This is a genomic window from Neoaquamicrobium sediminum (assembly GCF_040970315.1).
GTDB classification, from domain to species: domain Bacteria; phylum Pseudomonadota; class Alphaproteobacteria; order Rhizobiales; family Rhizobiaceae; genus Aerobium; species Aerobium sediminum.
The window spans coordinates 133,801-153,377 of record NZ_JAZHFV010000001.1 but is presented as its reverse complement, the minus strand read 5'-3'; the positions used below and the strand labels follow the sequence as shown (position 1 = coordinate 153,377).

At 62.4% G+C, this 19,577-nt stretch carries 23 protein-coding genes and 1 tRNA gene; 16 read left to right on the top strand and 8 right to left on the bottom strand.

The features are described 5' to 3' along the window. Positions 1–2: 2 nt before the first annotated feature. From V1479_RS00740 to V1479_RS00730, 3 genes are read left to right on the top strand one after another with little or no spacing between them, the layout of a single operon-like run. Positions 3–824 carry an ABC transporter permease gene (locus V1479_RS00740; protein ID WP_173188926.1) on the top strand — a complete coding sequence of 274 codons (822 nt, stop codon included), beginning with the start codon at positions 3–5 and terminating at the stop codon, positions 822–824. Then, entirely contained in the window at positions 821–1,729 is a 909-nt protein-coding gene (locus V1479_RS00735) for an ABC transporter ATP-binding protein (RefSeq protein WP_173188927.1), read from the top strand. Before V1479_RS00740 ends, V1479_RS00735 begins: the two co-directional genes overlap by 4 nt. Then, complete coding sequence (locus V1479_RS00730; protein ID WP_368801242.1) at positions 1,726–2,685, top strand: ABC transporter ATP-binding protein; 960 nt, start codon at positions 1,726–1,728, stop codon at positions 2,683–2,685. Before V1479_RS00735 ends, V1479_RS00730 begins: the two co-directional genes overlap by 4 nt. Before the next feature lie 121 nt (positions 2,686–2,806). Here the strand turns inward: V1479_RS00730 and V1479_RS00725 are convergent, their stop codons facing one another. After that, positions 2,807–3,262 carry an Lrp/AsnC family transcriptional regulator gene (locus V1479_RS00725; RefSeq protein ID WP_368801241.1) on the bottom strand — a complete coding sequence of 152 codons (456 nt, stop codon included), beginning with the start codon at positions 3,260–3,262 and terminating at the stop codon, positions 2,807–2,809. Positions 3,263–3,445: 183 nt separating this feature from the next. Here V1479_RS00725 and V1479_RS00720 point away from each other — a divergent pair, with 183 nt between their 5' ends. Together V1479_RS00720 and V1479_RS00715 are read left to right on the top strand one after the other, a co-directional pair. After that, positions 3,446–4,507: a Glu/Leu/Phe/Val family dehydrogenase gene (locus V1479_RS00720; RefSeq protein WP_368801240.1), complete on the top strand. Its 1,062-nt coding sequence runs from the start codon at positions 3,446–3,448 to the stop codon at positions 4,505–4,507. Continuing rightward, positions 4,504–4,767 carry an ACT-like domain-containing protein gene (locus V1479_RS00715; RefSeq protein ID WP_368801239.1) on the top strand — a complete coding sequence of 88 codons (264 nt, stop codon included), beginning with the start codon at positions 4,504–4,506 and terminating at the stop codon, positions 4,765–4,767. Before V1479_RS00720 ends, V1479_RS00715 begins: the two co-directional genes overlap by 4 nt. A gap of 12 nt (positions 4,768–4,779) precedes the next feature. On the opposite strand, the gene V1479_RS00710 is transcribed toward V1479_RS00715, so the two are convergent. After that, positions 4,780–5,676, bottom strand: a complete 897-nt coding sequence (locus V1479_RS00710) for a LysR substrate-binding domain-containing protein (RefSeq protein ID WP_173188935.1) — start codon at positions 5,674–5,676, stop codon at positions 4,780–4,782. A 103-nt stretch (positions 5,677–5,779) separates the two neighbouring features. Between V1479_RS00710 and V1479_RS00705 the strand changes: the two genes are divergently transcribed. The 5 genes from V1479_RS00705 (at position 5,780) to V1479_RS00685 (ending at position 12,340) form a co-directional block, all read left to right on the top strand. Continuing rightward, positions 5,780–7,192: a M20 family metallopeptidase gene (locus V1479_RS00705; protein WP_368801238.1), complete on the top strand. Its 1,413-nt coding sequence runs from the start codon at positions 5,780–5,782 to the stop codon at positions 7,190–7,192. A 154-nt stretch (positions 7,193–7,346) separates the two neighbouring features. Further along, positions 7,347–8,885 (top strand): ABC transporter substrate-binding protein, encoded by a 1,539-nt coding sequence (locus V1479_RS00700; RefSeq protein ID WP_368801237.1) that lies wholly within the window; start codon positions 7,347–7,349, stop codon positions 8,883–8,885. 25 nt (positions 8,886–8,910) lie between these two features. Next, positions 8,911–9,855, top strand: a complete 945-nt coding sequence (locus V1479_RS00695; RefSeq protein ID WP_368801236.1) for an ABC transporter permease — start codon at positions 8,911–8,913, stop codon at positions 9,853–9,855. Next, positions 9,852–10,664, top strand: a complete 813-nt coding sequence (locus tag V1479_RS00690; protein ID WP_368801235.1) for an ABC transporter permease — start codon at positions 9,852–9,854, stop codon at positions 10,662–10,664. The genes V1479_RS00695 and V1479_RS00690 overlap by 4 nt, the downstream gene beginning before the upstream one ends. Positions 10,665–10,666: 2 nt before the next feature. Beyond that, positions 10,667–12,340, top strand: a complete 1,674-nt coding sequence (locus V1479_RS00685; protein ID WP_368801234.1) for a dipeptide ABC transporter ATP-binding protein — start codon at positions 10,667–10,669, stop codon at positions 12,338–12,340. 211 nt (positions 12,341–12,551) lie between these two features. Here V1479_RS00685 and V1479_RS00680 read toward each other — a convergent pair. Beyond that, positions 12,552–12,627, bottom strand: a tRNA-Ala gene (locus tag V1479_RS00680). 194 nt (positions 12,628–12,821) lie between these two features. Between V1479_RS00680 and V1479_RS00675 the strand changes: the two genes are divergently transcribed. The 3 genes from V1479_RS00675 to V1479_RS00665 all read left to right on the top strand — a co-directional run bounded on the left by V1479_RS00675 (position 12,822) and on the right by V1479_RS00665 (position 14,108). After that, positions 12,822–13,118, top strand: coding sequence for a YggT family protein (locus V1479_RS00675; RefSeq protein ID WP_368801233.1), 297 nt, complete (start codon positions 12,822–12,824; stop codon positions 13,116–13,118). A gap of 5 nt (positions 13,119–13,123) precedes the next feature. Continuing rightward, positions 13,124–13,444: a DUF167 family protein gene (locus tag V1479_RS00670; RefSeq protein WP_368801232.1), complete on the top strand. Its 321-nt coding sequence runs from the start codon at positions 13,124–13,126 to the stop codon at positions 13,442–13,444. A 64-nt stretch (positions 13,445–13,508) separates the two neighbouring features. Continuing rightward, positions 13,509–14,108, top strand: a complete 600-nt coding sequence (locus tag V1479_RS00665; protein ID WP_368801231.1) for a hypothetical protein — start codon at positions 13,509–13,511, stop codon at positions 14,106–14,108. A 30-nt stretch (positions 14,109–14,138) separates the two neighbouring features. On the opposite strand, the gene ppa is transcribed toward V1479_RS00665, so the two are convergent. The 5 genes from ppa to V1479_RS00640 form a co-directional block, all read right to left on the bottom strand. After that, the gene (gene ppa / locus V1479_RS00660) at positions 14,139–14,666 is read right to left on the bottom strand and encodes an inorganic diphosphatase (RefSeq protein ID WP_173188951.1); all 528 of its coding nucleotides are present in this window, start codon (positions 14,664–14,666) and stop codon (positions 14,139–14,141) included. 136 nt (positions 14,667–14,802) lie between these two features. Beyond that, entirely contained in the window at positions 14,803–15,309 is a 507-nt protein-coding gene (locus V1479_RS00655) for a GNAT family N-acetyltransferase (protein ID WP_368801230.1), read from the bottom strand. A gap of 92 nt (positions 15,310–15,401) precedes the next feature. Beyond that, positions 15,402–16,037: a TPM domain-containing protein gene (locus V1479_RS00650; protein ID WP_173188955.1), complete on the bottom strand. Its 636-nt coding sequence runs from the start codon at positions 16,035–16,037 to the stop codon at positions 15,402–15,404. 9 nt (positions 16,038–16,046) lie between these two features. Beyond that, the gene (locus V1479_RS00645) at positions 16,047–16,892 is read right to left on the bottom strand and encodes a TPM domain-containing protein (RefSeq protein ID WP_173188957.1); all 846 of its coding nucleotides are present in this window, start codon (positions 16,890–16,892) and stop codon (positions 16,047–16,049) included. Between the two features lie 19 nt (positions 16,893–16,911). Next, a complete protein-coding gene (locus tag V1479_RS00640; RefSeq protein WP_368801229.1) occupies positions 16,912–17,541 on the bottom strand; it encodes a LemA family protein in 630 nt (209 codons plus the stop codon). Between the two features lie 139 nt (positions 17,542–17,680). Here V1479_RS00640 and V1479_RS00635 point away from each other — a divergent pair, with 139 nt between their 5' ends. Genes V1479_RS00635 through V1479_RS00625 form a run of 3 tightly spaced genes read left to right on the top strand, consistent with a single transcriptional unit; the run spans position 17,681 to position 19,555 of the window. Then, a complete protein-coding gene (locus V1479_RS00635; protein ID WP_368801228.1) occupies positions 17,681–17,911 on the top strand; it encodes a hypothetical protein in 231 nt (76 codons plus the stop codon). A 4-nt stretch (positions 17,912–17,915) separates the two neighbouring features. Then, on the top strand, positions 17,916–18,800 hold the full coding sequence (pdxY, locus tag V1479_RS00630; RefSeq protein WP_368801227.1) for a pyridoxal kinase PdxY: 885 nt from the start codon (positions 17,916–17,918) through the stop codon (positions 18,798–18,800). Further along, positions 18,797–19,555 carry a DUF429 domain-containing protein gene (locus V1479_RS00625; RefSeq protein ID WP_368801226.1) on the top strand — a complete coding sequence of 253 codons (759 nt, stop codon included), beginning with the start codon at positions 18,797–18,799 and terminating at the stop codon, positions 19,553–19,555. Before pdxY ends, V1479_RS00625 begins: the two co-directional genes overlap by 4 nt. Positions 19,556–19,577 lie beyond the last annotated feature (22 nt).

Sequence of the window (19,577 nt, the reverse complement as noted above, 5' to 3'; positions counted from 1 at the left end):
CGATGCGTCTAGGTTTCAATCTCCTCTTCGGAGGGTTCCTCACCGCCGTGGTGATCCTCGCCGGCGCCCTTGCGCCGTGGCTTGCTCCGTTCGACCCAGTTCTGGGTGCGAACCTGATGAATGCCGAGCTCCCGCCGGACAGCGAGTTCTGGTTCGGCACGGACAGCCAGGGCAGGGACGTCTATTCCCGCATCCTTTACGGCGCGCAGATATCGCTGACGGTCGGCATCGTCTCGCAGGTCATCAATTCGGTGATCGGCGTGACGCTCGGCATGACCGCCGGATACTGGGGCGGCTGGTGGGACGATCTGGTCAACGGCCTGACCAACGTCATGCTGGCGATTCCTTCGCTGATCTTCGCGCTGGCGGTTATGGCCGTTCTCGGACCGGGCCTGGTGTCGCTGCTGATCGCGCTCGGGCTGACGAACTGGAGCTGGACGTGCCGGATCGCGCGCTCCTCCACGCTTTCGCTCAAATCGCAGGGCTACGTGCTTGCGGCACAGTCGCTCGGCTACTCCGACCTGCGCATTATGTTCACCCAGATATTGCCCAACATGATGGGGCCGATCCTGGTCATGGCGACGCTCGGCATGGGTAGCGCGGTGCTGTCGGAGGCGGCACTGAGCTTCCTCGGCCTCGGCATCCAGCCGCCATTCCCGTCCTGGGGGTCGATGTTGACGGATGCGCGCGAGATGATCCAGCTCGCTCCATGGGTGGCCATATTCCCCGGGCTCGCGATCTTCCTGTCGGTGCTGGGCTTCAACCTGCTCGGCGACGGCCTGCGCGACAGTCTCGACCCGCATATGAGGACGCGCAAGGCATGACCGATCCGCTTCTCGAAGTAAAAGACCTGCACGTCGGCCTGCCCGCCGGCGGCGGGCAGATGTATCCGATCCTGCAGGGCGTTTCGTTCAAGATTATGCCGGGTGAGGCTTTCGGCCTCGTCGGGGAATCGGGTTCCGGCAAGTCGGTCACTTCGCTCGCCACGATGGGACTTCTGAAGAAACCATTGCGCGCGACGGGTGGCGAAATCCTGTTCCGGGGCCGCGACCTGCTGAAGCTTTCGAAACGCGAAATGCGGAAGCTCCGGGGCGATCGCGTCGCCATGATCTTCCAGGAACCGATGACCGCGCTCAACCCGCTGGTCACCGTGGGGCGGCAGATCGCCGAGATGTTCTATCTGCATCAGGGCAAGTCTTGGGCGGAGGGCGAGAAGCTGGCGATTGAGGCGCTTGCGAATGTGCGCGTGCCCAATCCCGACCGCCGGGCGAAGAACTATCCGCACCAGATGTCGGGCGGCCTGCGCCAGCGCGTGATGATCGCCATGGCGATGGCCTGCGATCCCGACCTGCTGATCGCCGACGAACCGACTACCGCGCTCGACGTGACGGTGCAGGCCGAGGTTCTGCGACTGATCAAGGAACTCTGCACGGAGCGCGGCACGGCGGTGCTTTTCATCAGCCACGATCTCGGCGTCATCGCCTCGACCTGCCAGCGCGTCGGCGTGATGTATGCCGGAACGCTGGTCGAGGAGAACTGGACCGAGGCTCTCTTTGCCAACCCACGCCATGAATATACGCGCGGCCTCCTGGGAGCCTTGCCCCGCCTCGGCAGCCGCTCGTCGCATGGCCGGCAGCGGCTGGTCGACATCGACAGCATCATCGACGACCGCTCCAAGCTCACTCAAACGCGCTTCATCAGCCCGCGCGAGGAAGGAGCGCCAGCGTGAGCGCACCAATTCTCGAGGTCGACAACCTGCACGTCCGCTTCCCCATCACGGGCGGCGGCATGCTGGGAACCGGCAAACGGACACTTTACGCGGTGACGGGTGTCAGCTTTTCGCTGGCCAAGGGCGAATGCCTCTCGATCGTGGGCGAATCCGGTTGCGGCAAGTCGACAACGGCACTTTCGATCATGGGGCTGCAGGAGCCCAGCGAGGGCACGATCCGCTTCAAGGGCCAGCCCATCACCGGTCCCGGCGCGCCGAGCCGGATGGCGCGCGCCAAGGCCGCGCAGATGGTCTTTCAGGATCCCTATGCCAGCCTCAATCCGCGCCAGACGGTGAACGCGTCGCTGGCGCAGCCGCTGAAACTTCACGGGATTACAGGCTCGGAAGCAACGGACCGCATTGCCGCCATGCTCGGGAGCGTCGGCCTCACGCCCGAACAGGGCACGCGCTACCCGCATGAATTCTCAGGCGGCCAGCGGCAGCGTATCGGCATAGCCCGCGCGCTGATCCTGGAACCGGAGATCGTCGTCCTCGACGAGCCGGTCTCGGCGCTGGACGTGTCCATCCGCGCGCAGATCATCAACCTCCTGCTCGATCTGCAGGAAGAATTCGGCCTGTCCTATGTGATGATCTCGCACGACCTGTCGGTGGTCGAGCATATGAGCGACCGGGTGCTGGTGATGTTTTTCAGCCAGATCGTCGAGCAGGGCGGCTGGAAGGAAATTTTCGAGAACCCGCAGCACCCCTACACGCGGCGGCTGATCGACGCGATCCCCGACCCCGATGTCGCGCTGGGGCATGGCGGTCTGGCGGCAGGGGCAACGCAGCCCGCTGCGCCGGCCGGCTGGCGCTTTGGCTCCGATGGCAGCGCCGCACCGAACGTGTTCTCACCGCCCGAGCCATCGGAGTTGGTCGACGTTGGCCCCCAACATAAGGTCCGCCTGTTGCGCGCTTGACCCGCGCCGCTTTGTCAGGCGTCGGAGCGTCGTCTCCGCTTCGAGGACGTGCCGAGCCATGCGCCCGTTTTGCGCGTTAAATACGGGGGCAGGCAGTGGGGTCCATCGAGAGCCGTTGGCTTCAGACCAGCAACAGCGGGTCGACCGATGTAGAGCGCTTGAGCGCGCGCAGCGCAAAGGTCGAGCGCGTGTTGCGTATGCCGGGCAGTTTGTAGAGCCTTTCCCGCAGGAACCTTTCGAAGTGCAGCGTGTCTGAGACTGCGACCTTGATCAGGTAATCGTAATCTCCCGTGGCAAGGTGGGCCTCCACGACTTCAGGTATCCTGAGCAAGGCTTCACCAAACTCGGCCAGTACCGTGTCGTTGTGCTTGTCCAGCGTCACCTCGACGAACACCGTGTTGAATAATCCAAAAGCCGCGTGATTGAGCAGCGCGACATAGCCTTCGATCGCGCCACTCGCTTCAAGCTTCTTGACCCGTGTCCAGCAGGGCGATGGCGACAGCCCCACCTTTGCCCCGAGTTCGCTGGTGGTCAGCCGCCCATCGGTGCGCAGTGCGGACAGGATCTTGCGGTCCATCAGATCGATCTCGCCGGAAATCCGAGTTGTCGTAGATCGAGAACGTTTGTTTCGTAAAGCTGCCATCTATGTGATTCCTGTTCTGCAATCCTGGCGCAATAGCATAAAGATCGGGAGATATTCGCGGCCATTATTGGCCAACATCCTGCGCGGAAATATCGGTGCACCGTGCGGGAGAGAATGGTGAATAAGCAACACGTCGCGGCGCCTGAGGGCGTCCATACGTTACGTGACCCTGACAGCGGGCTTGAAGGCCTTATTGTCCTTCACTCGACAGCACTTGGGCCGGCAGCGGGCGGGTGTCGGCTGCTGCACTATCAGGACGCATCCCTGATGCAGGCCGATGCTTTCCGCCTTGCGGAGGGCATGAGCTACAAGAATGCGCTCGCCGGCCTTCCGATGGGCGGCGGTAAGGCGGTTATTCGATTGCCGCAAGGCACCTTTTCCCGGCACGAACTCTTCCGCGCTTTTGGCCGGGCAGTGGATGCGCTGGGCGGCCGCTATATTACGGCGGAGGATGTCGGCACCAGCGTCGAGGATATGCAAGCGGTGTCCGAGAAAACGCGCTTTGTCGCGGGGCTTCCCTCAGGAGCTGGCGGTCCCGGCGGCGATCCCTCTCCGTGGACGGCGCAAGGCGTCTTCGTCTCGATGGAGACGCTCGTTCGGCGTCATCTTTCTGGAGACCTTTCGGATTGCGTTGTTGCGGTCCAAGGTCTCGGCCATGTCGGCCGTTCGCTCGCGCGGATGCTGCATGAAGCCGGCGCACGGTTGCTCGTTGCGGATATTTCCGAACAAAACGTCCGCCGCCTTGTTGCTGAAACCGGAGCAACGGTGGTTCCCGCCGACCAAATCCTCTCGGTGGAGGCCGACGTTCTCGCCCCTTGCGCGCTGGGCGCGATCTTCGACGAAGCCAGCATCGGCACCATCCGGGCGAGAATAATATGCGGTGCTGCCAACAACCAGCTCGCCACACCCGGTGACGGCGCGCGGCTTGCCGCGCGCGGCATCCTGTACGCCCCGGATTACGTGGTGAATGCGGGCGGCATCATCAACGTTGCCGGCGAATATTTCGGCTGGACGGAAAAGGACACACAGCGACGCGTAGCCGATACCGGCAACAGGCTCATCCGCGTGCTGGATCACGCATCCGCAACCGGGGTCGCTCCCAACCAAGCTGCAGACGAACTGGCCCGCGCCACGATTGCGGCAGGCCCGTCACCGTTCCGCGCGGACAGCGCATTATGAGCGCCCCTGCCGCTGGCCGTCAGCCAGGACAGTGCCTGCTGATTACCGTCGACAAAGGCATGCAGGCGGTGATGCGCGTTCTGGATGTCCTTGCCCAACGATCGGTGATGCCCGAAACAATCACTATTGAGCAAGGGCCGGAAGCGCTTGCGATCACGCTCACTTTACGGGAGTTTGCAGAGAGCGAAGCCGCTTCCATCGCGTGCCGGCTACAAACACTCGTCACGACGCGCATGGTGAACGTCACGCCGATTTCATAGGCGCGCTTCCGACTAGCGATGCGAAAGTAGCCAATTACGCACGATCGCCACGTCCGGCCGATCGAAGCTGGCGACCGGCGTCATCAGGACATAGGGGATCCGGACGGGGAAATGTATCTGGAAGGGGTCGACCAACAGGCCTTCGGCCAGTTCTTTCTCGATCAGAAAATTAGGAATGAGCGCAAAGCCGGCGCCTGCCAGACACGCTTCTATTGCGAGCACGAGGAGGTTGACCGACGTGCTGAATTTCAGCGTGATGTTCGTGAAGCCCGCTGCGTAGAACCAGTTTTCCCAACTATCAACGTTCCAGCCCGGCTCGGAGAAATCGACCTTGATCAAGGGCTGTTTTACCAGATCCGCCGGCGTCGGCTGCGGCGGCAATCTTTCGACGAAAGCCGGCGTACACACCGCCGTGAGATGCCCCGCCAACAAGAGGTCCTGCTGCATATCCTTTTTCTCGGCGAGGCTATGGTAGATGGCGAGATCGGGGGTCGGGTCCTGCGCGTTCCACTTCTGCGACATAGCCGAGATCCGGATCGCTATGTCCGGATGGACTTCGTGGAACTTCGCCATGCGGGGCGCAAGCCACCGCATTGCCAGTGAATATTGGCACCGGATCAGCACCTCGCTGTCCAGTTCCCGGGAACGCGCGGAGAATGAGGCAACCGAGATCTGATCGAAAATCGCGCCAAGTTGCTTTGAAAAACTCACGCCCCTGGACGTCAGCGTTACGCCGTGTGCGCGACGTTCGAAAAGCGTGCCACCGACCCATTCTTCGAGCTGCTTGACCTGGTGGCTGATCGCGCCGGGCGTGACCCCCAGCTCTGCGCCGGCTCGTACAAAATTCAGATGCCGGGCGGCTGCTTCGAATGCACGCAGCGCGGTCAGCGGAGGAAGGCGGCGAACCATTCTTTCAGACCTAACTCAGTTATGCCTCAGATACAGGATTATTAGTTTGTGTTGAAAAGTGACGTGTGGCTTAATTTTGTCAACCTGAGTGTTGAGGAAAATTATGTCTCGCGAACGAGCTATCGCCGCTGCCCGCTCCTATTGTCGCGAGGGTCGCTTTCTGCATGATCTTGCTAAACGGGTCGCGATCCCGACCGAAAGTCAGAATCCCGATCGTTTGCCGAGCTGCTACCAGTATTTGAAGCTTTTTGCCGACGACCTTGCGGAACTTGGCTTTGAAGGGCGCATCATCGACAACCCGACAGCCGTTGGGGGACCGTACCTCATTGCCAGGCGCATTGAGGACGAAACGCTGCCTACCCTTCTGATCTATGGCCATGGCGATGTGGTCGCGGGGATGGAGACGCGCTGGAGCGATGGGCGCGACCCCTGGAAACTCTCTGTCGAGGGCGAAAAGATCTATGGTCGCGGAACGGCAGACAACAAGGGGCAGCATACAATTGCTGCCCTCGCGCTCGAAGCGGTTCTGACGGCGCGCGAATCTCTCGGCTACAACGTCACGTTCTTTGTCGAAACGTCCGAGGAAACCGGCTCGTCGGGGCTTCATGAGACCTGCGAAACGCATCGTGACCTGCTTTCGGCGGACTGGCTGATTGCTTCCGACGGCCCACGGCTGTTTCCTGAAACGCCTACGCTGAAAGGTGGCACGCGCGGGGTCTACACATTCGATCTCGTCTGCAATCTTCGTGAGGGCGCACATCACTCCGGCAATTGGGGCGGGCTGATCGCCAATCCGGCAACGATACTGTGCAATGCGGTTTCCAGCCTGATTTCCGCTGAAGGGCACATTCGCGTTCGCGGTATCGTGCCGCAGCAGGTTCCTGCGGCAGTCACCGATGCCTTGCAGGGCATAAAGCTGAGAAAGACAGAGGAGGGGCCGGACCTTGACGCGTGGTGGGGCGAGCCCGGCCTCTCCCCGGCGGAGCGCGTCTTCGGGTGGACCGCGCTCGAGGTGCTCGCCATGACCGCCGGCACACCGGAGCTTCCTGTCAACGCAATCCCGCCGATTGCTTGGGCGCGGATGCAGGTCCGCTATACCGTGGATGTCGACCCCAGCACATTCGAGGCAACCATCCGCGCGTTTCTCGACGAGAACGGATTTCAGCAAATCCAGTTCGTCCCGAATGTGGAACGCGACATATCGGGCGCGACGCGGCTCGAGCCGGATCACCCCTTGATGGCGTGGGCGGCGTCATCTGTAGCCAATACCACCGGCAAGCAGCCGATCATCCTGCCGAATGCCGGCGGCTCGCTTCCCAACGATTGTTTTTCGACCCTGCTCGGCATGCCGACGATCTGGGTTCCTCATTCGTATTGGGGTTGCAATCAACACGCCCCGAACGAACACCTTCTGATGCCACTGGCCGAGGAAGGACTTGGGGTCATGGCGGGCCTCTTCTGGGACCTTCACGAGACACCGCCGCCATCGCCTCGCGCAGGCGCAGCGAGCCTCTGATCCCACCAGAAATACGAATGTGCAATCGGGTACACCCACATCGCCGTGCAGTGCGGTGAGCGAACAGACGATGCCGGACAATGCCTTCTTTGGTTCGGAAATTAATAGAAATCCCGGACACGAACGCCCGGGATACATAAGCGGGGAACTTGGAATGAAACGTATTGTGCTTTCAGCCATGATGCTTGGGTTGCTGTCGCCGCAGGCGATGGCGCAAACGATCACGGCGTCCATCGCCCAGGATGTTCGCAGCACGAACCCGGGCGTCAACCGCGATGACACGACCGATGGCGTCGTCCTGCATATGGTCGAGGGCCTGGTCGGCTATCGCGAAGATGGCTCTGTGGGTCCACTGCTCGCGCAGAGCGTGGACATGTCCGCGGACGGGCTGACATACACATTTAAGCTGAGGACAGGGATCACCTTTCACAACGGTGAAATCTTCAGCGCCGAAAACGTCCTGTGGAACTGGACCCGTTACATGGACCCGGCAACCGAATGGCGATGCCTCGCGGAGTTTGACGGCCGCAACGGCCTGAAGGTCGAGAGCGTAACCGCACCCGACGCGCAAACCATCGTGATGACAATCAACCGGCCAAGCGCCGTTTTCCTCGATGCGCTTGCGCGCACCGACTGCGGCATGGCAGGCATCCTGCACTATGCGTCTGTCAACGAAGACGGGACGTGGAACCAGCCGATCGGAACCGGCCCGTACAAATTCGGAACCTGGAAGCGCGGCGAATATTTCGAGCTGGAGGCATTTGCGGACTATGTGACGCCCGCCGGCAGCGCACCGGATGGATATGTCGGTGCAAAGAAGCCGCTGGCGGAAAAGGTCCGCTTCTACGTCATCAGCGATCCGGAAACGATCAAGGCCGGCCTACTGTCCGGCACAGTGGACCTCGCCGCCGTTGCCAGCACCGATGTGCCGGAGTTCGCAGCAAATCCGGACTTCAATGTCGCGGACTCGGTTGACGCGTCAAAGCACACCTTGTCTCTGCAGGTCGTCGATCCGCTGCTCTCAAAGGTCGAAATGCGTCAGGCTATTGCCGCCGCTCTGGACCTGCCGACGCTCGTAACCCAGGTGACCAACGGCTACGGTCGACCGAACAACTCGGCCATCTTTCCACAATCGATGTATTACAGCGACGTGCAGAAGCAGGCGTTCGCGCATGATCTGGACAAGGCGCGGGAGCTGCTTGCCGAGGCAGGCTACAAGGGCGAACCCATCACCATAATTGCCAACAAGCGGCCAACCACGCCGAGCTTCGAGACGGCTGTAGTGGCGCAGGCCATGCTGCAGGCTGCTGGTATCAATGCCACGATCGAGGTGATGGAGTGGGGCACGCAGCTTAGCCGCTACTTCTCCGGCAATTATCAGATGATGGCATTTTCATACTCGTCCCGCTTCGACCCCGCTCTCAGCTTCGAGCAGTTTTCGGGCCCCAAGGACACCACCTCCGGCAAGGTCTGGAACAATCCGGAAGCGCTCAAGCTGATTGACGAAGGCAAGGCCGTGTCCGATCCCGCAAGGCGCCAGGCGATCTTCGACGAATTGCACACGCTTCTCCTGCACGATGTGCCCATGATCATCTACAGCAATGGCGTCAACGACATCGTATCGAACAAGCGACTGCAAGGCGTTGTGTCATGGCAGTCGAAGCTGCGCCTCTGGGAAGTGGCGAAGCAGTAGATTTTCATCTGATCACGGTTGGACAATGCTAAAATTCGCAATAAGCCGGATTATTGCGGCGATACCGACACTGTTCATCGTGTCGGTATCCGTCTTCTTTCTTATTCGGCTAATCCCGGGCGACCCAGCCTCGCTGATGTTGGGCGATCTTGCCGATGCGGCCAGCCTTGCCGACCTGCGGTCACGGCTCGGACTTGACCAGAGCATTCCAGTTCAGTTCACGATCTGGCTGGGCAACATACTCAGCGGAGATTTTGGCAGGTCGATCACCAGCCAGCAGGAAGTCCTGCCTCTCATCCTCGGGCGGCTTCGTGTCAGCGCGGAGATCGTGCTGATAGCGGTGCTTCTTGCCAGCGTCATAGCCGTGCCTGCCGGCATGATTGCCGCCTGGCGCCAGAACAGCCTTACCGACGTGGCCCTGGTGAGTATCGCAACGGTTCTGCTGTCCATTCCCGCATTCTGGATGGGCTTGTTGCTACTCCTGCTGTTCGTGCTCAAGCTCGGTTGGCTGCCGCTGGTCGGATATGTCTCGATCAGCCAGGATTTCATGCAGGGCCTTCTCTACATCATCCTGCCAGTTGCAACGCTTCTACTCCACGAGATCGGCGTGATCATGCGGATGGCCCGCGCGTCCACGCTTGAAGTCATGCAACTGGACTACATCACCCATGCCCGCGCCAAGGGCCTGTCCGAAGCCGCAGTCATGTGGCGACATGCGTTCAAAAACGCTTTTGGTCCGACATGGACCCTCATCGGAATTGTTCTTGGAAACCTGCTCGGCGGCATCGCCGTCATTGAAACCGTGTTTGCGATACCCGGGCTTGGGCGGCTGCTTGTGGAAGCAATCTTCGCCCGCGACTACCCGGTGATCCAGGGCTGCCTGCTGATGATCGCGACCATCTACGTCCTCGTCAATCTGGTGGTGGATCTGCTGTATCCGGTGTTTGACCCGAAAGTGAACGCCCAATGACCCGGCTATCTCCAAGTGCGGTTCTGGGTGTGCTGCTTACCGGGGCACTTCTATGTGCCGCGTTGCTGGGGGCCGTGTGGACCCCTTACGACCCCTTGGGGCTCAACTTCACCCTCAAGCTGGCTGGTCCAGGGGCCGCGCACTGGCTTGGCACGGACGAGTTCGGGCGGGACGTGCTCAGCCGATTGCTGACCGGCGCTGCAACGAGCTTCTGGATAAGTTTCCTCACCGTATGTCTGGCAGTAAGTGCTGGCACCGTGATCGGGATCGTCACGGGTTATTTTCGAGGCTGGGTCGATCGCGTCGTGATGATGTTCAACGACGCGCTGCTGGCTTTCCCCGGCATTCTGCTGGCCCTCGGTCTGCTCGCGATATTCGGCGCAAACAAGTACGGCATCGTGCTGGCTCTGGGGCTGGCATATACGCCGACCGTTGTCCGCATCGTGCGTGGCGCCGTCATGTCGCTACGCGAGCGGGAGTTCATCGAAGCGTCCCGTGTCATGGGCAATTCGAATGCATACACAATGCTGCGTCACATTCTGCCAAACTGCATCGCGCCGCTGACGGTTCTAGCCACATCGATGTTTGGATGGGTGTTGCTTGCCGAAAGTGCGCTGAGCTTTCTCGGACTCGGTGTGCCGCCACCCGCGCCGACCTGGGGAAACATGCTCGCGAGTGGGCGCCCATTCATCTCGCAGGCGGTTTGGCTGGCCATCTTCCCAGGCCTTTGCATCTCGCTCACGCTGCTCGGAATCAATCTCCTGGGCGACGCGTTACGCGACAAACTCGACCCAAGGATGAGACATTGACGATGCACGAGCCAAGGCCCATCCTCGATGTGCGCGACCTTTCCCTCGAGGTGGGGCGAACAGGGATCCAGATCCTCAAGCACATCAGCTTCAATGTGAATGCCGGCGAGATTGTCGGCATCGTGGGCGAATCCGGTTCCGGAAAGTCGATGGCGGCGCGTTCCATCGTCGCTCTCAACCCACCCGACATCCGACGCACCAGTGGCTCGATACGATTCGAAGACCGCGACATCTGCACCATGAGCAAGCGCGACCTGCGGGCGCTGCGCGGCGCCCGCGTCGGCATGGTGTTTCAGGAGCCCATGACCTCCCTCAACCCGTCGATGACCATCGGCCGGCAAATGGAAGAGGGGTTGCGCCTTCACAGTCGGCATACGAAGCGCGAACGCCACCGGTTGATCGTCGACATGCTCGCCCGTGTCGGCTTGAACGATCCGAGTACGGCGCTTTCGGCAATGCCGCATCATTTCTCAGGCGGCATGCGCCAGCGCATCATGCTCGCTGCGATGATGCTGCTGAAGCCGGCATTGCTGATCGCCGATGAGCCGACGACCGCGTTGGACGCGGTGGTGCAGCGCGACGTTCTGGAACTGATGGTCGAACTGACGCGCGAGAACAACACGGCCGTGCTGATGATCAGCCACGATCTGGCGATGGTGGCGACCTACTCCGACCGCGTCGTTGTCATGTCGCAAGGCGAAATCGTCGAGCAGGGCGAAACGCAAAGCCTGCTGGAGGCGCCGCGACATGCCTATACGGGCAAGCTCCTGTCGGCCCTGCCGCAGCGCATGCCCGCTCGCGCAATCGAGACTACGCCGGTGGCGCGGATCGAGGTCGACGGGCTCGTCGTGGATTATGCCGCGCGCCAGGGCCTGTTTCGCGAGGGGAAACCCAAGCGCGCGCTGAACGGCATCAGCCTGAATGTGATGCCGGGGGAAGTCGTTGCGGTGGTCGGAGGATCGGGTTCGGGCAAGACGACGCTCGGCCGGGCGATCGCCGGGTTGATTCCCCCGACGGAAGGCCAGGTTCTCTTCAATGGCGATCCCATATCGCCCTCGTCGACGAATTATGGGGACTATCGGGTAAACTGCCAGATGGTTTTCCAGGATCCTTATTCGTCGCTCGATCCCCGGATGAAAGTCGCTGGCCTGGTGGGGGAGGCGTTGCGCCACCGCAACGACCTGTCGGCGGGCGAAAAGCGTTTGCGAGTGACTGAGGTTCTCGACGAAGTTGGCCTGGCTGCATCCTTTGCAACCAGGTTCCCGCACCAGCTCTCGGGAGGGCAGCGCCAGCGTATCGCCATAGCCCGTGCCGTCGTGACGCGGCCGCAATTCGTCATCGCCGACGAACCTGTATCCGCGCTGGATGTCACGGTCCGGGCACAGGTCCTTAAACTTTTTGCCGATCTGCAACGCAAACACGGCTTCTCATGCCTGTTCATCAGCCATGATCTGGCCGTTGTCGAGCAGATCGCCGATCGTGTGATCGTAATGAAGAGGGGCGTCGTGGTCGAACAGGGAAGCCGCGATGCGATCTTCGACAATCCTCAGCACGAATACACTAGGGAATTGCTGCAGGCCATTCCCACCCTTGTCCGAACGGGCCACGGCGGGGTGAAACTGGGATGGCGTTTTGACAGCGATGTTTTACAGGCGGGACCGAAAGCGGCCGAATAATCTAGCAGCGGCGCAATAGAGTCCGGCCACCTGTTCTTATTTCTGCGATTTACGGAGGCTGGACCTCGCCGTCATCTTCGGGACCCAGGCCGAGCGCAAGTCAATCAGCGGATGCGAACGCAGCATCTCCGAACCAGATTCGTCGCGGACTTGCAGTGCCCTGTATGTCTCCGAAAAGCGCTTTCAGGTTGAGGTATCGCTTGGAAGCCGTTGGTGGAGCCGAGGGGGATCGAACCCCTGACCTCGTCATTGCGAACGACGCGCTCTCCCAGCTGAGCTACGGCCCCGTCCAGCGGATGGGCGGCATTTACGAGCGGCGGCGGCTTCGTGTCAAGCGTCAGATGGCCGGCCCTGCCACCCGCATCGGATCTGCGCGCGATCCGTACCGGGCGTTTACCGTGCGGGGGCCGTGCGGCAGCTCGGCACTTGCCGGTTGTGCCCGCAATGGCTACATGTCGCGGGCGTTCGAAGGGAGACCGGCATGCTCGCGCTTATCCAGACCATCGTGCTCGCGCTCGATCTTTACTGGTGGATCATCATCGCATCCGCGATCTTCTCGTGGCTCTATGCATTCAACGTCATCAATCCGCGCAACCAGTTCGTGGGCTCGATCGGCAACATGCTGTTCCGCCTCACCGAACCGGCACTGCGTCCGATCCGGCGCTTCATGCCCGATCTCGGCGGCATCGACATCTCGCCGATCATCCTGCTGCTTATTCTCTTCTTCATCCGCCAGCTCCTTCTGACGACGGTCGCGCCGATCCTGCTTTCCGCCTGATCGAGATGTCGGCGGCACCGGCTTTCCACCGCCGCCATGCGGGCGGCGTGGAGCTGTTTGTCCGGTTGACGCCGAAATCGGCGCGCGACGCCATCGAGGGTGTGGAGGCCGGCGCCGATGGCCGTGCATTCCTGAAGGCGCGGGTGCGGGCCGTGCCCGAGAAGGGCAAGGCCAATCAGGCGCTCGAAAGACTTCTCGCATCGGCGCTTGGCGTGCCTGCGAGCTCGGTCAGCGTCGTTGCCGGCGGCACCGCGCGCCTCAAGACCGTTCGCGTGGCAGGTGACCCAGAGCTTATCGAAGCGCAGCTTGCACTGCTCGAAGGCTGAGCAGAGGCTGGGCGCACGGCCGCCTTTAGGTTAGGTTTGCCCGAACCAGATCATGGAGCAGCCGATGCGTATCATCCTTTCAGCCCTTCTCCTGCTTGGCGGCACCGGCATCGCAGGCGCACAGGAGATCGTCAGCGCCTACACCAATCTGGAAGCCGATCACCACTGCTCCGTCTTCGCGGCGGCGGAGGAAGGCGACGGCGACTGGGTCGACATGGTCTGCTCCGGCTATCGCGGATATCCGATCGTCATCTATTACGCCGACGCACGCGAATCGATCTTCTACGGCTTTCCGCCGGACGGTGATCTCGCGCCGACCTGGGAGAGTTTCGACGGCTTCAATTCGGCAGGACCCCGCATCGAATGGCGCATCGAGCGCGACGGCTCGCGCGAGACGCCTTTTGCGACCATCCATCGCTGGTTCGTCAGCGAGCCCGACGATGCGGATACAAAGACCGAGGTTCTGGTGGTGGAAAAGGTCGGCCAGATCCATGGCCGGGAAGGGTGCGCCGTTGGCTATGTGGTCGCCACGGGCAACCCCGACGCCAATGAGAAGGCGCGGCGCATAGCCGATACGCAGGCGCGCGATTTCGCCTGCGGGGACCAGCCCGTCATCGACGCCGGAAGCGTGCCGGTGCCGCCGTTCAGCCGCGCAGAGAATTGAGGCCGATCACTCAGGCCGGCCTCGTTCGTATCAGGATTTCGCGCGCTCGATGGCCTCGACGATCATCTTGCGGGCTGCTGCCGCGCCGCGCCAGTCGCCGATCTTGACCCACTTGCCGGGCTCCAGATCCTTGTAGTGCTCGAAGAAATGTTCGATCTGCTTGAGCGTGATCTCAGGCATGTCGGTATGCTCGTGCACGTTCTCGTAGCGCCGGGTCAGGTGCGGCGAGGGCACGGCGATGATCTTCTCGTCCTTGCCGGCATTGTCTTCCATCACAAGCACGCCGATCGGGCGCACATTGATGACGCAGCCGGGAATGAGCTGGCGGGTGTTGCAGACCAGAACGTCGATCGGGTCGCCGTCCTCCGAAAGCGTATGCGGCACGAAGCCGTAATTCCCCGGATAGGTCATCGGCGTGTAGAGGAAGCGATCCACCACGAGCGTGCCGGCGTTTTTGTCCATCTCGTACTTGATCGGCTGGCCGCCGACGGGCACCTCGACGATCACGTTGACGTCTTCCGGTGGGTTGCTGCCGATGGCGATGGCGTCGATGCGCATGGTCGTCCGTTCCTGATGCTGCGTTTGCCCCAGCCGCCACGATTATGAGCGTGTCGCCGCAGGCGTCAAATCCGTCGAGCCAGCGGATATACCGCGCAGCCCGATATTGCAATGCAGCAAGGAGGGGAGGGGCGCGTCAGTCCCAGACGAAGGCGACTTTGCGCAACGCCTTCTGGTCGAAAACCTCGACGCCTTCGGCGACGTCGCGGCCGCCCGCACCGGTATAGAAACCGATGGCATTGGCGTTTTCTTCCAGTGCCCAGACCACCAGTCCGGACAGGCCGTGCGTGGCGAGCTTCTCGCGGGCAGCGGCGAACAAACGGCCACCGAGCCCGATGCCCTGATATTCCGGTTTCAGGTAGAGCTCGTAAATCTCTCCCTGCTGCGGCAGCTCGCGGGCGCGGTTGCGGCCAAGCGTTGCATAGCCGACGACCTCGCCGCCGATCTCGATCACCAGGACACTGGCAGCGCGGCGAATCGCGTTGCCCCACCAGGATGTGCCGCGACGGTTGATCATCGCCGTCAGCGCCCGATAGGGGATGATGCCGGCGTAGGCACCCTGCCATGCTTCATGATGCACGCCGGCGATCGCGTCTGCGTCGCGTGGTTCCGCCCGTCTGATGTCGATCGTCAGCGTATTCATGATTTGTTAAGCATAAACCGGGCGGCGGCATGGCGGCAAGAGTCCGGCTGCGCGCACGATCATTTCTCACAGGGTGTTGCCGGCCTGCCGACTCACATTTCGACGACGTGGTCGTCGAGCTCGTTGGGATTGTTCGTGCCGCCCGGGAAATGTCCGGAAAGCAGGGCGCCGGCGCGGTCGACCGCGTCCGCAAGGCCCTCGGCAAGATGGTCGGCGGCCGCGGCCGCGACAAGCCGCTCGACGATGCCGTTCCACTCTTCCTGCGGCACTTTGGCGTTGATGCCGGAATCGGCCACCACTTCGGCATACCGTTCCGCAAGCGAAACAAATATCAGGATGCCTGTCCGCTGTTCGGTGACGTGGACGTTGTGGGCGAGGAACTGCTTGAGCGCGTTGTCGTGGGCGCGCAGGTAGCGCAGCCTTCGTGGCACCAGCAGGATGCGCAGCCGTGGAACGGACCACAGCAGCAGGCAGGCGACGCCAATTGCTGCGAGTTGCGACAGCACAAGCGTCAGGTGTGGCAGGCCGAGCCAGCTCCGGTCGAGCCAGACGACCACCGGCAGGCTGACGAGCATGACGCCCAGCGCAAGCATGAAGGCTGCCGGATAGGCGTAGCTGTCGCTCGCGCGTGCGACGACGCAATAGATTTCGCCCCGGGTTTGCGCCTCGGCCTGCCGGATGCGGGCGGCCAGCGATTCATGCTGTTCGGGGGTCAGCGGCTTGGTCATCTCGTCTCCCTACCAGCTTCCCGACGCGCCGCCGCCACCGGACGAACCGCCACCACCCGAGAAGCCACCCCCGCCGGACGAAGACGACCAGCCGCCGCCGGAAGATCGTCCGGAGGAGCTTCGCGATGACTGCGTGTAGTCGAACTCCATGCCTAGCCATTTGTAGCGCTTGGCGCCGATCTTGCGGCCGAAGACGGGAGCCAGAAAGGCGAACGCGAAGGCGCCGAAGAAGAGAACGCACCAGACGAGGATGAACAGCACGACAAACCACGGCATGCCGTCGTCCTGTGCCTGATTGCGCTCGGCGCGCGCCTCGAGTTCGGCTGCGTTGCCTTCGAGGACCATGATGATGTCGTTGACGGCGCGGGTGATGCCGCCGGAAAAGTCACCCGCCCGGAAAGCCGGCACCATCGTGTTTTCGATGATGAGCTTGGAATGCAGGTCGGTGAGCGTGCCCTCGAGCCCGTAGCCGACCTCGATGCGCATTCGCCGGTCGTCGCGAGCGACCAGCAGCAGAACGCCATTGTTTTCGCCGGCCTGGCCCAGGCCCCACTGACGGAAAAGCCGGTTGGCGTATGGCTCGATGGCCTCCCCGCCAAGCGATTCGATCGTGGCGACGACGATCTGGTCCGACGATTTCTGCTCGAAAGCCTCCAGCGTGGCGACCAGCGCGCTTTCGTCGGCCGGATCGATCATGCCCGCGTTGTCGACGACGCGGCCGGTGAGCGCAGGCAGCGACTGGGCGAGCGCTGGCAGGCAGAAGAGCAGCGCGGCCACGAGAAACGCTGCCGCGCACCAGCAATGCGATGACGCGGGGACTGGCGAAAGCCGGTGCCGTTGGGGCGGGACCTGCATGGTTATGTGCGTAGCCCGCCTAGCCGTCGTTGCCGAAGTTCACCTGCGGCACTTCCAGCTTGTCCTCGGCGACTGTGAAGTTCTGGAAAGGCTCGTTGTCGGCGAACCAGATCTTGGCCCATATCATCGAAGGCAGGGTTCTCAGGGACGTGTTGTAGACGCGTACCGCTTCGATGTAGTCGCGCCGCGCCACCGCGATGCGGTTCTCGGTGCCTTCAAGCTGGGCCTGCAATGCCAGGAAGTTCTGGTTGGCCTTGAGGTCGGGATAATTCTCGACGACGGCAAGCAGCCGCGACAGCGCGCCGGTAAGCTGGGATTGGCTCTGCTGGAATGCCTCGAATGCTGCGGGGTCCTGCAGTAGCTCCGGCGAGACCTGCACCTGGGTCGCCTGGGCGCGAGCTTTCACCACGGCCTCAAGAACTTCGCGTTCGTGAGCCGCATAGCCGCGCACGGTCTCGACCAGATTGGGTATCAGGTCGGCGCGCCTTTGATACTGGTTGAGCACCTCGCTCCAGGCCGCCTTGGCGCGTTCCTCGTTGGTAGGAATGGTGTTGAAACCGCAGGCCGAAAGCAGCGGCAGCATCAGGGCGAGAAACAGCGCAGACAGAGCAGGCCGCGGCAGGGAAAGGGAAATGGCGCGTGACGACATGATTCGGTCCCCGAGGTTATGGAGGCAAAGACCTTAGCGACATTCGCGCGCGGCGAAAATGCGCTATCGCAAATCTGCTTGCGCTTGTGCGCGGCGGCGCCAAGCGTCTAAGGTCCGCGCAGCCAGGAAAGGGCTGCGGATGGGCCGGGACGACGACAGGGAAGCGGAATCGCAGCGCATCATCGGGCGCGTGGGTGCCGAAAGCGAACCGACGATGGCCGGTCGCGTTAAGGACCACATGACCGGACGCGACGCCCACGAGAAGGACTGGGCCGAATTGTGGGGCACGCGTATCGGCCGCTGGCTTGGCCTTGCCCTGCTGCTCTATCTGATCTGGTGGCTTATCGATTTCACGGCAAGCGGCGGCTGAAACGATGACAAGCGAAGAACCGGGCGGACATGGCGCCGTCATCGTCATATCGAGCCATGTTGCGCGCGGCGCGGTCGGCAACCGGGCGAGCGTCTTCGCTCTGCAGCAACTCGGCTTCCCGGTCTGGGCGGTGCCGACTGTGGTACTGCCGTGGCATCCGGGGCATGGACCCGCGACAAGGATCGTTCCGAGCCCGGATCAATTCGCGTCGCTGATGCGCGATCTTGAGTCATCTCCATGGATCGGCGAGGTAGGCGCAGTCCTTTCCGGCTATCTCGGCGATGCCGAGCAAGCCGTCGCCGTCGCGTCGCTGGTGTCGGTTGTCAAGGCGCGCAATCCGAAGGCGCTCTATCTCTGCGACCCTGTGATGGGCGATGCCGGCGGGCTCTATGTCCCGGAGGCGACGGCCGCCGCCATGCGCGACCTGCTGATGCCGCTTGCAGACATCGCCACGCCAAACCGCTTCGAGCTCGAATGGCTTGCCGGCGAGACGCTCGGCGACAACCGCGCCATAGGACAGGCTGCGCTGCGCATGGGGCCGTCGCGAATGCTGGTCACGTCGGCTCATGCGCTGATGGCCGGTTCGATCGGCAACCTGCTGGTGACGCCCCGCGAGGTGATACTCGCCGAGCACCGCTCCGTGCCCAAGCCCCCTAACGGCACCGGCGATCTGGCCGCTGCCCTGTTTCTGGCACGGCTTTTGGAAGGTCGCAGCGCGGAGAAGTCGCTGCAGATGACGGCGGCGGCGGTGTTCGAGGTGGTGGCGCGCGCGGTCAAACGCCAGGCCGACGAACTGATGCTGGAAACCGACGCTCAAAGCCTCGTGCATCCAATGGCAATGGTGCAGATGCGACGGCTGGTGCATCCCGACGGCGAAAGGCGTGCATGAGAAGTTGCGCCGGCGTTGACGGCTGCAAGGCCGGCTGGGTCGCGGCGATCCGCCGGCCGGACAGCACGGTGGAGGCGGCGGTCTTCGGTGATTTCGCCACGCTCGTCGATTTCCTGCCGCCTGACGCAACTATTGCCGTCGATATGCCCATCGGGCTGCCGGAGACAACCGGAAAGGGCGGCAGGGGACCGGAGCCGCTGGTGCGGCGGCATCTCGGACAACGCCAGTCGAGCGTGTTCTCGATACCGTCGCGGGCGGCTGTACATGCGGAGACCGGCCCGTTCGATGGTATGGAGGCCTGGTATGCGGCGCACCGGCGAGCGAGCGCGGTCGCGCGTGAAACATCCGATCCGCCGCGGGGAATCTCCATACAGGCCTTCGGCATCTTCTCGAAGATCCGCGAGCTGGATGGATTGATGATAGGTCGCCCAGACCTGAGGGCACGCGTCATCGAATCCCATCCCGAAGCCGCATTCTGGCGCCTCAACGGCGAACAGGCGATGAGCCGGCCGAAGAAAGTGAAGGGGCGCGTCAACGCGCCGGGCATGGCCGAGCGCAAGGCGCTGCTGGCACGGTGCGGCCTGCCGGAAGCGTTTGTCTCCACCCAGCCGCCGCGCGGTGCCACGGAGGACGACTTTCTGGATGCCTGCGCGGTGCTTCTGGTCGCCGAGCGACATGCGCGTGGCGAGGCGGTGTCGTTTCCCGATCCGCCGCTTGAAGACGCCCATGGCATCCCCATCGCCATATGGACCTGAGCAAGGCGATTGCACGACCGGC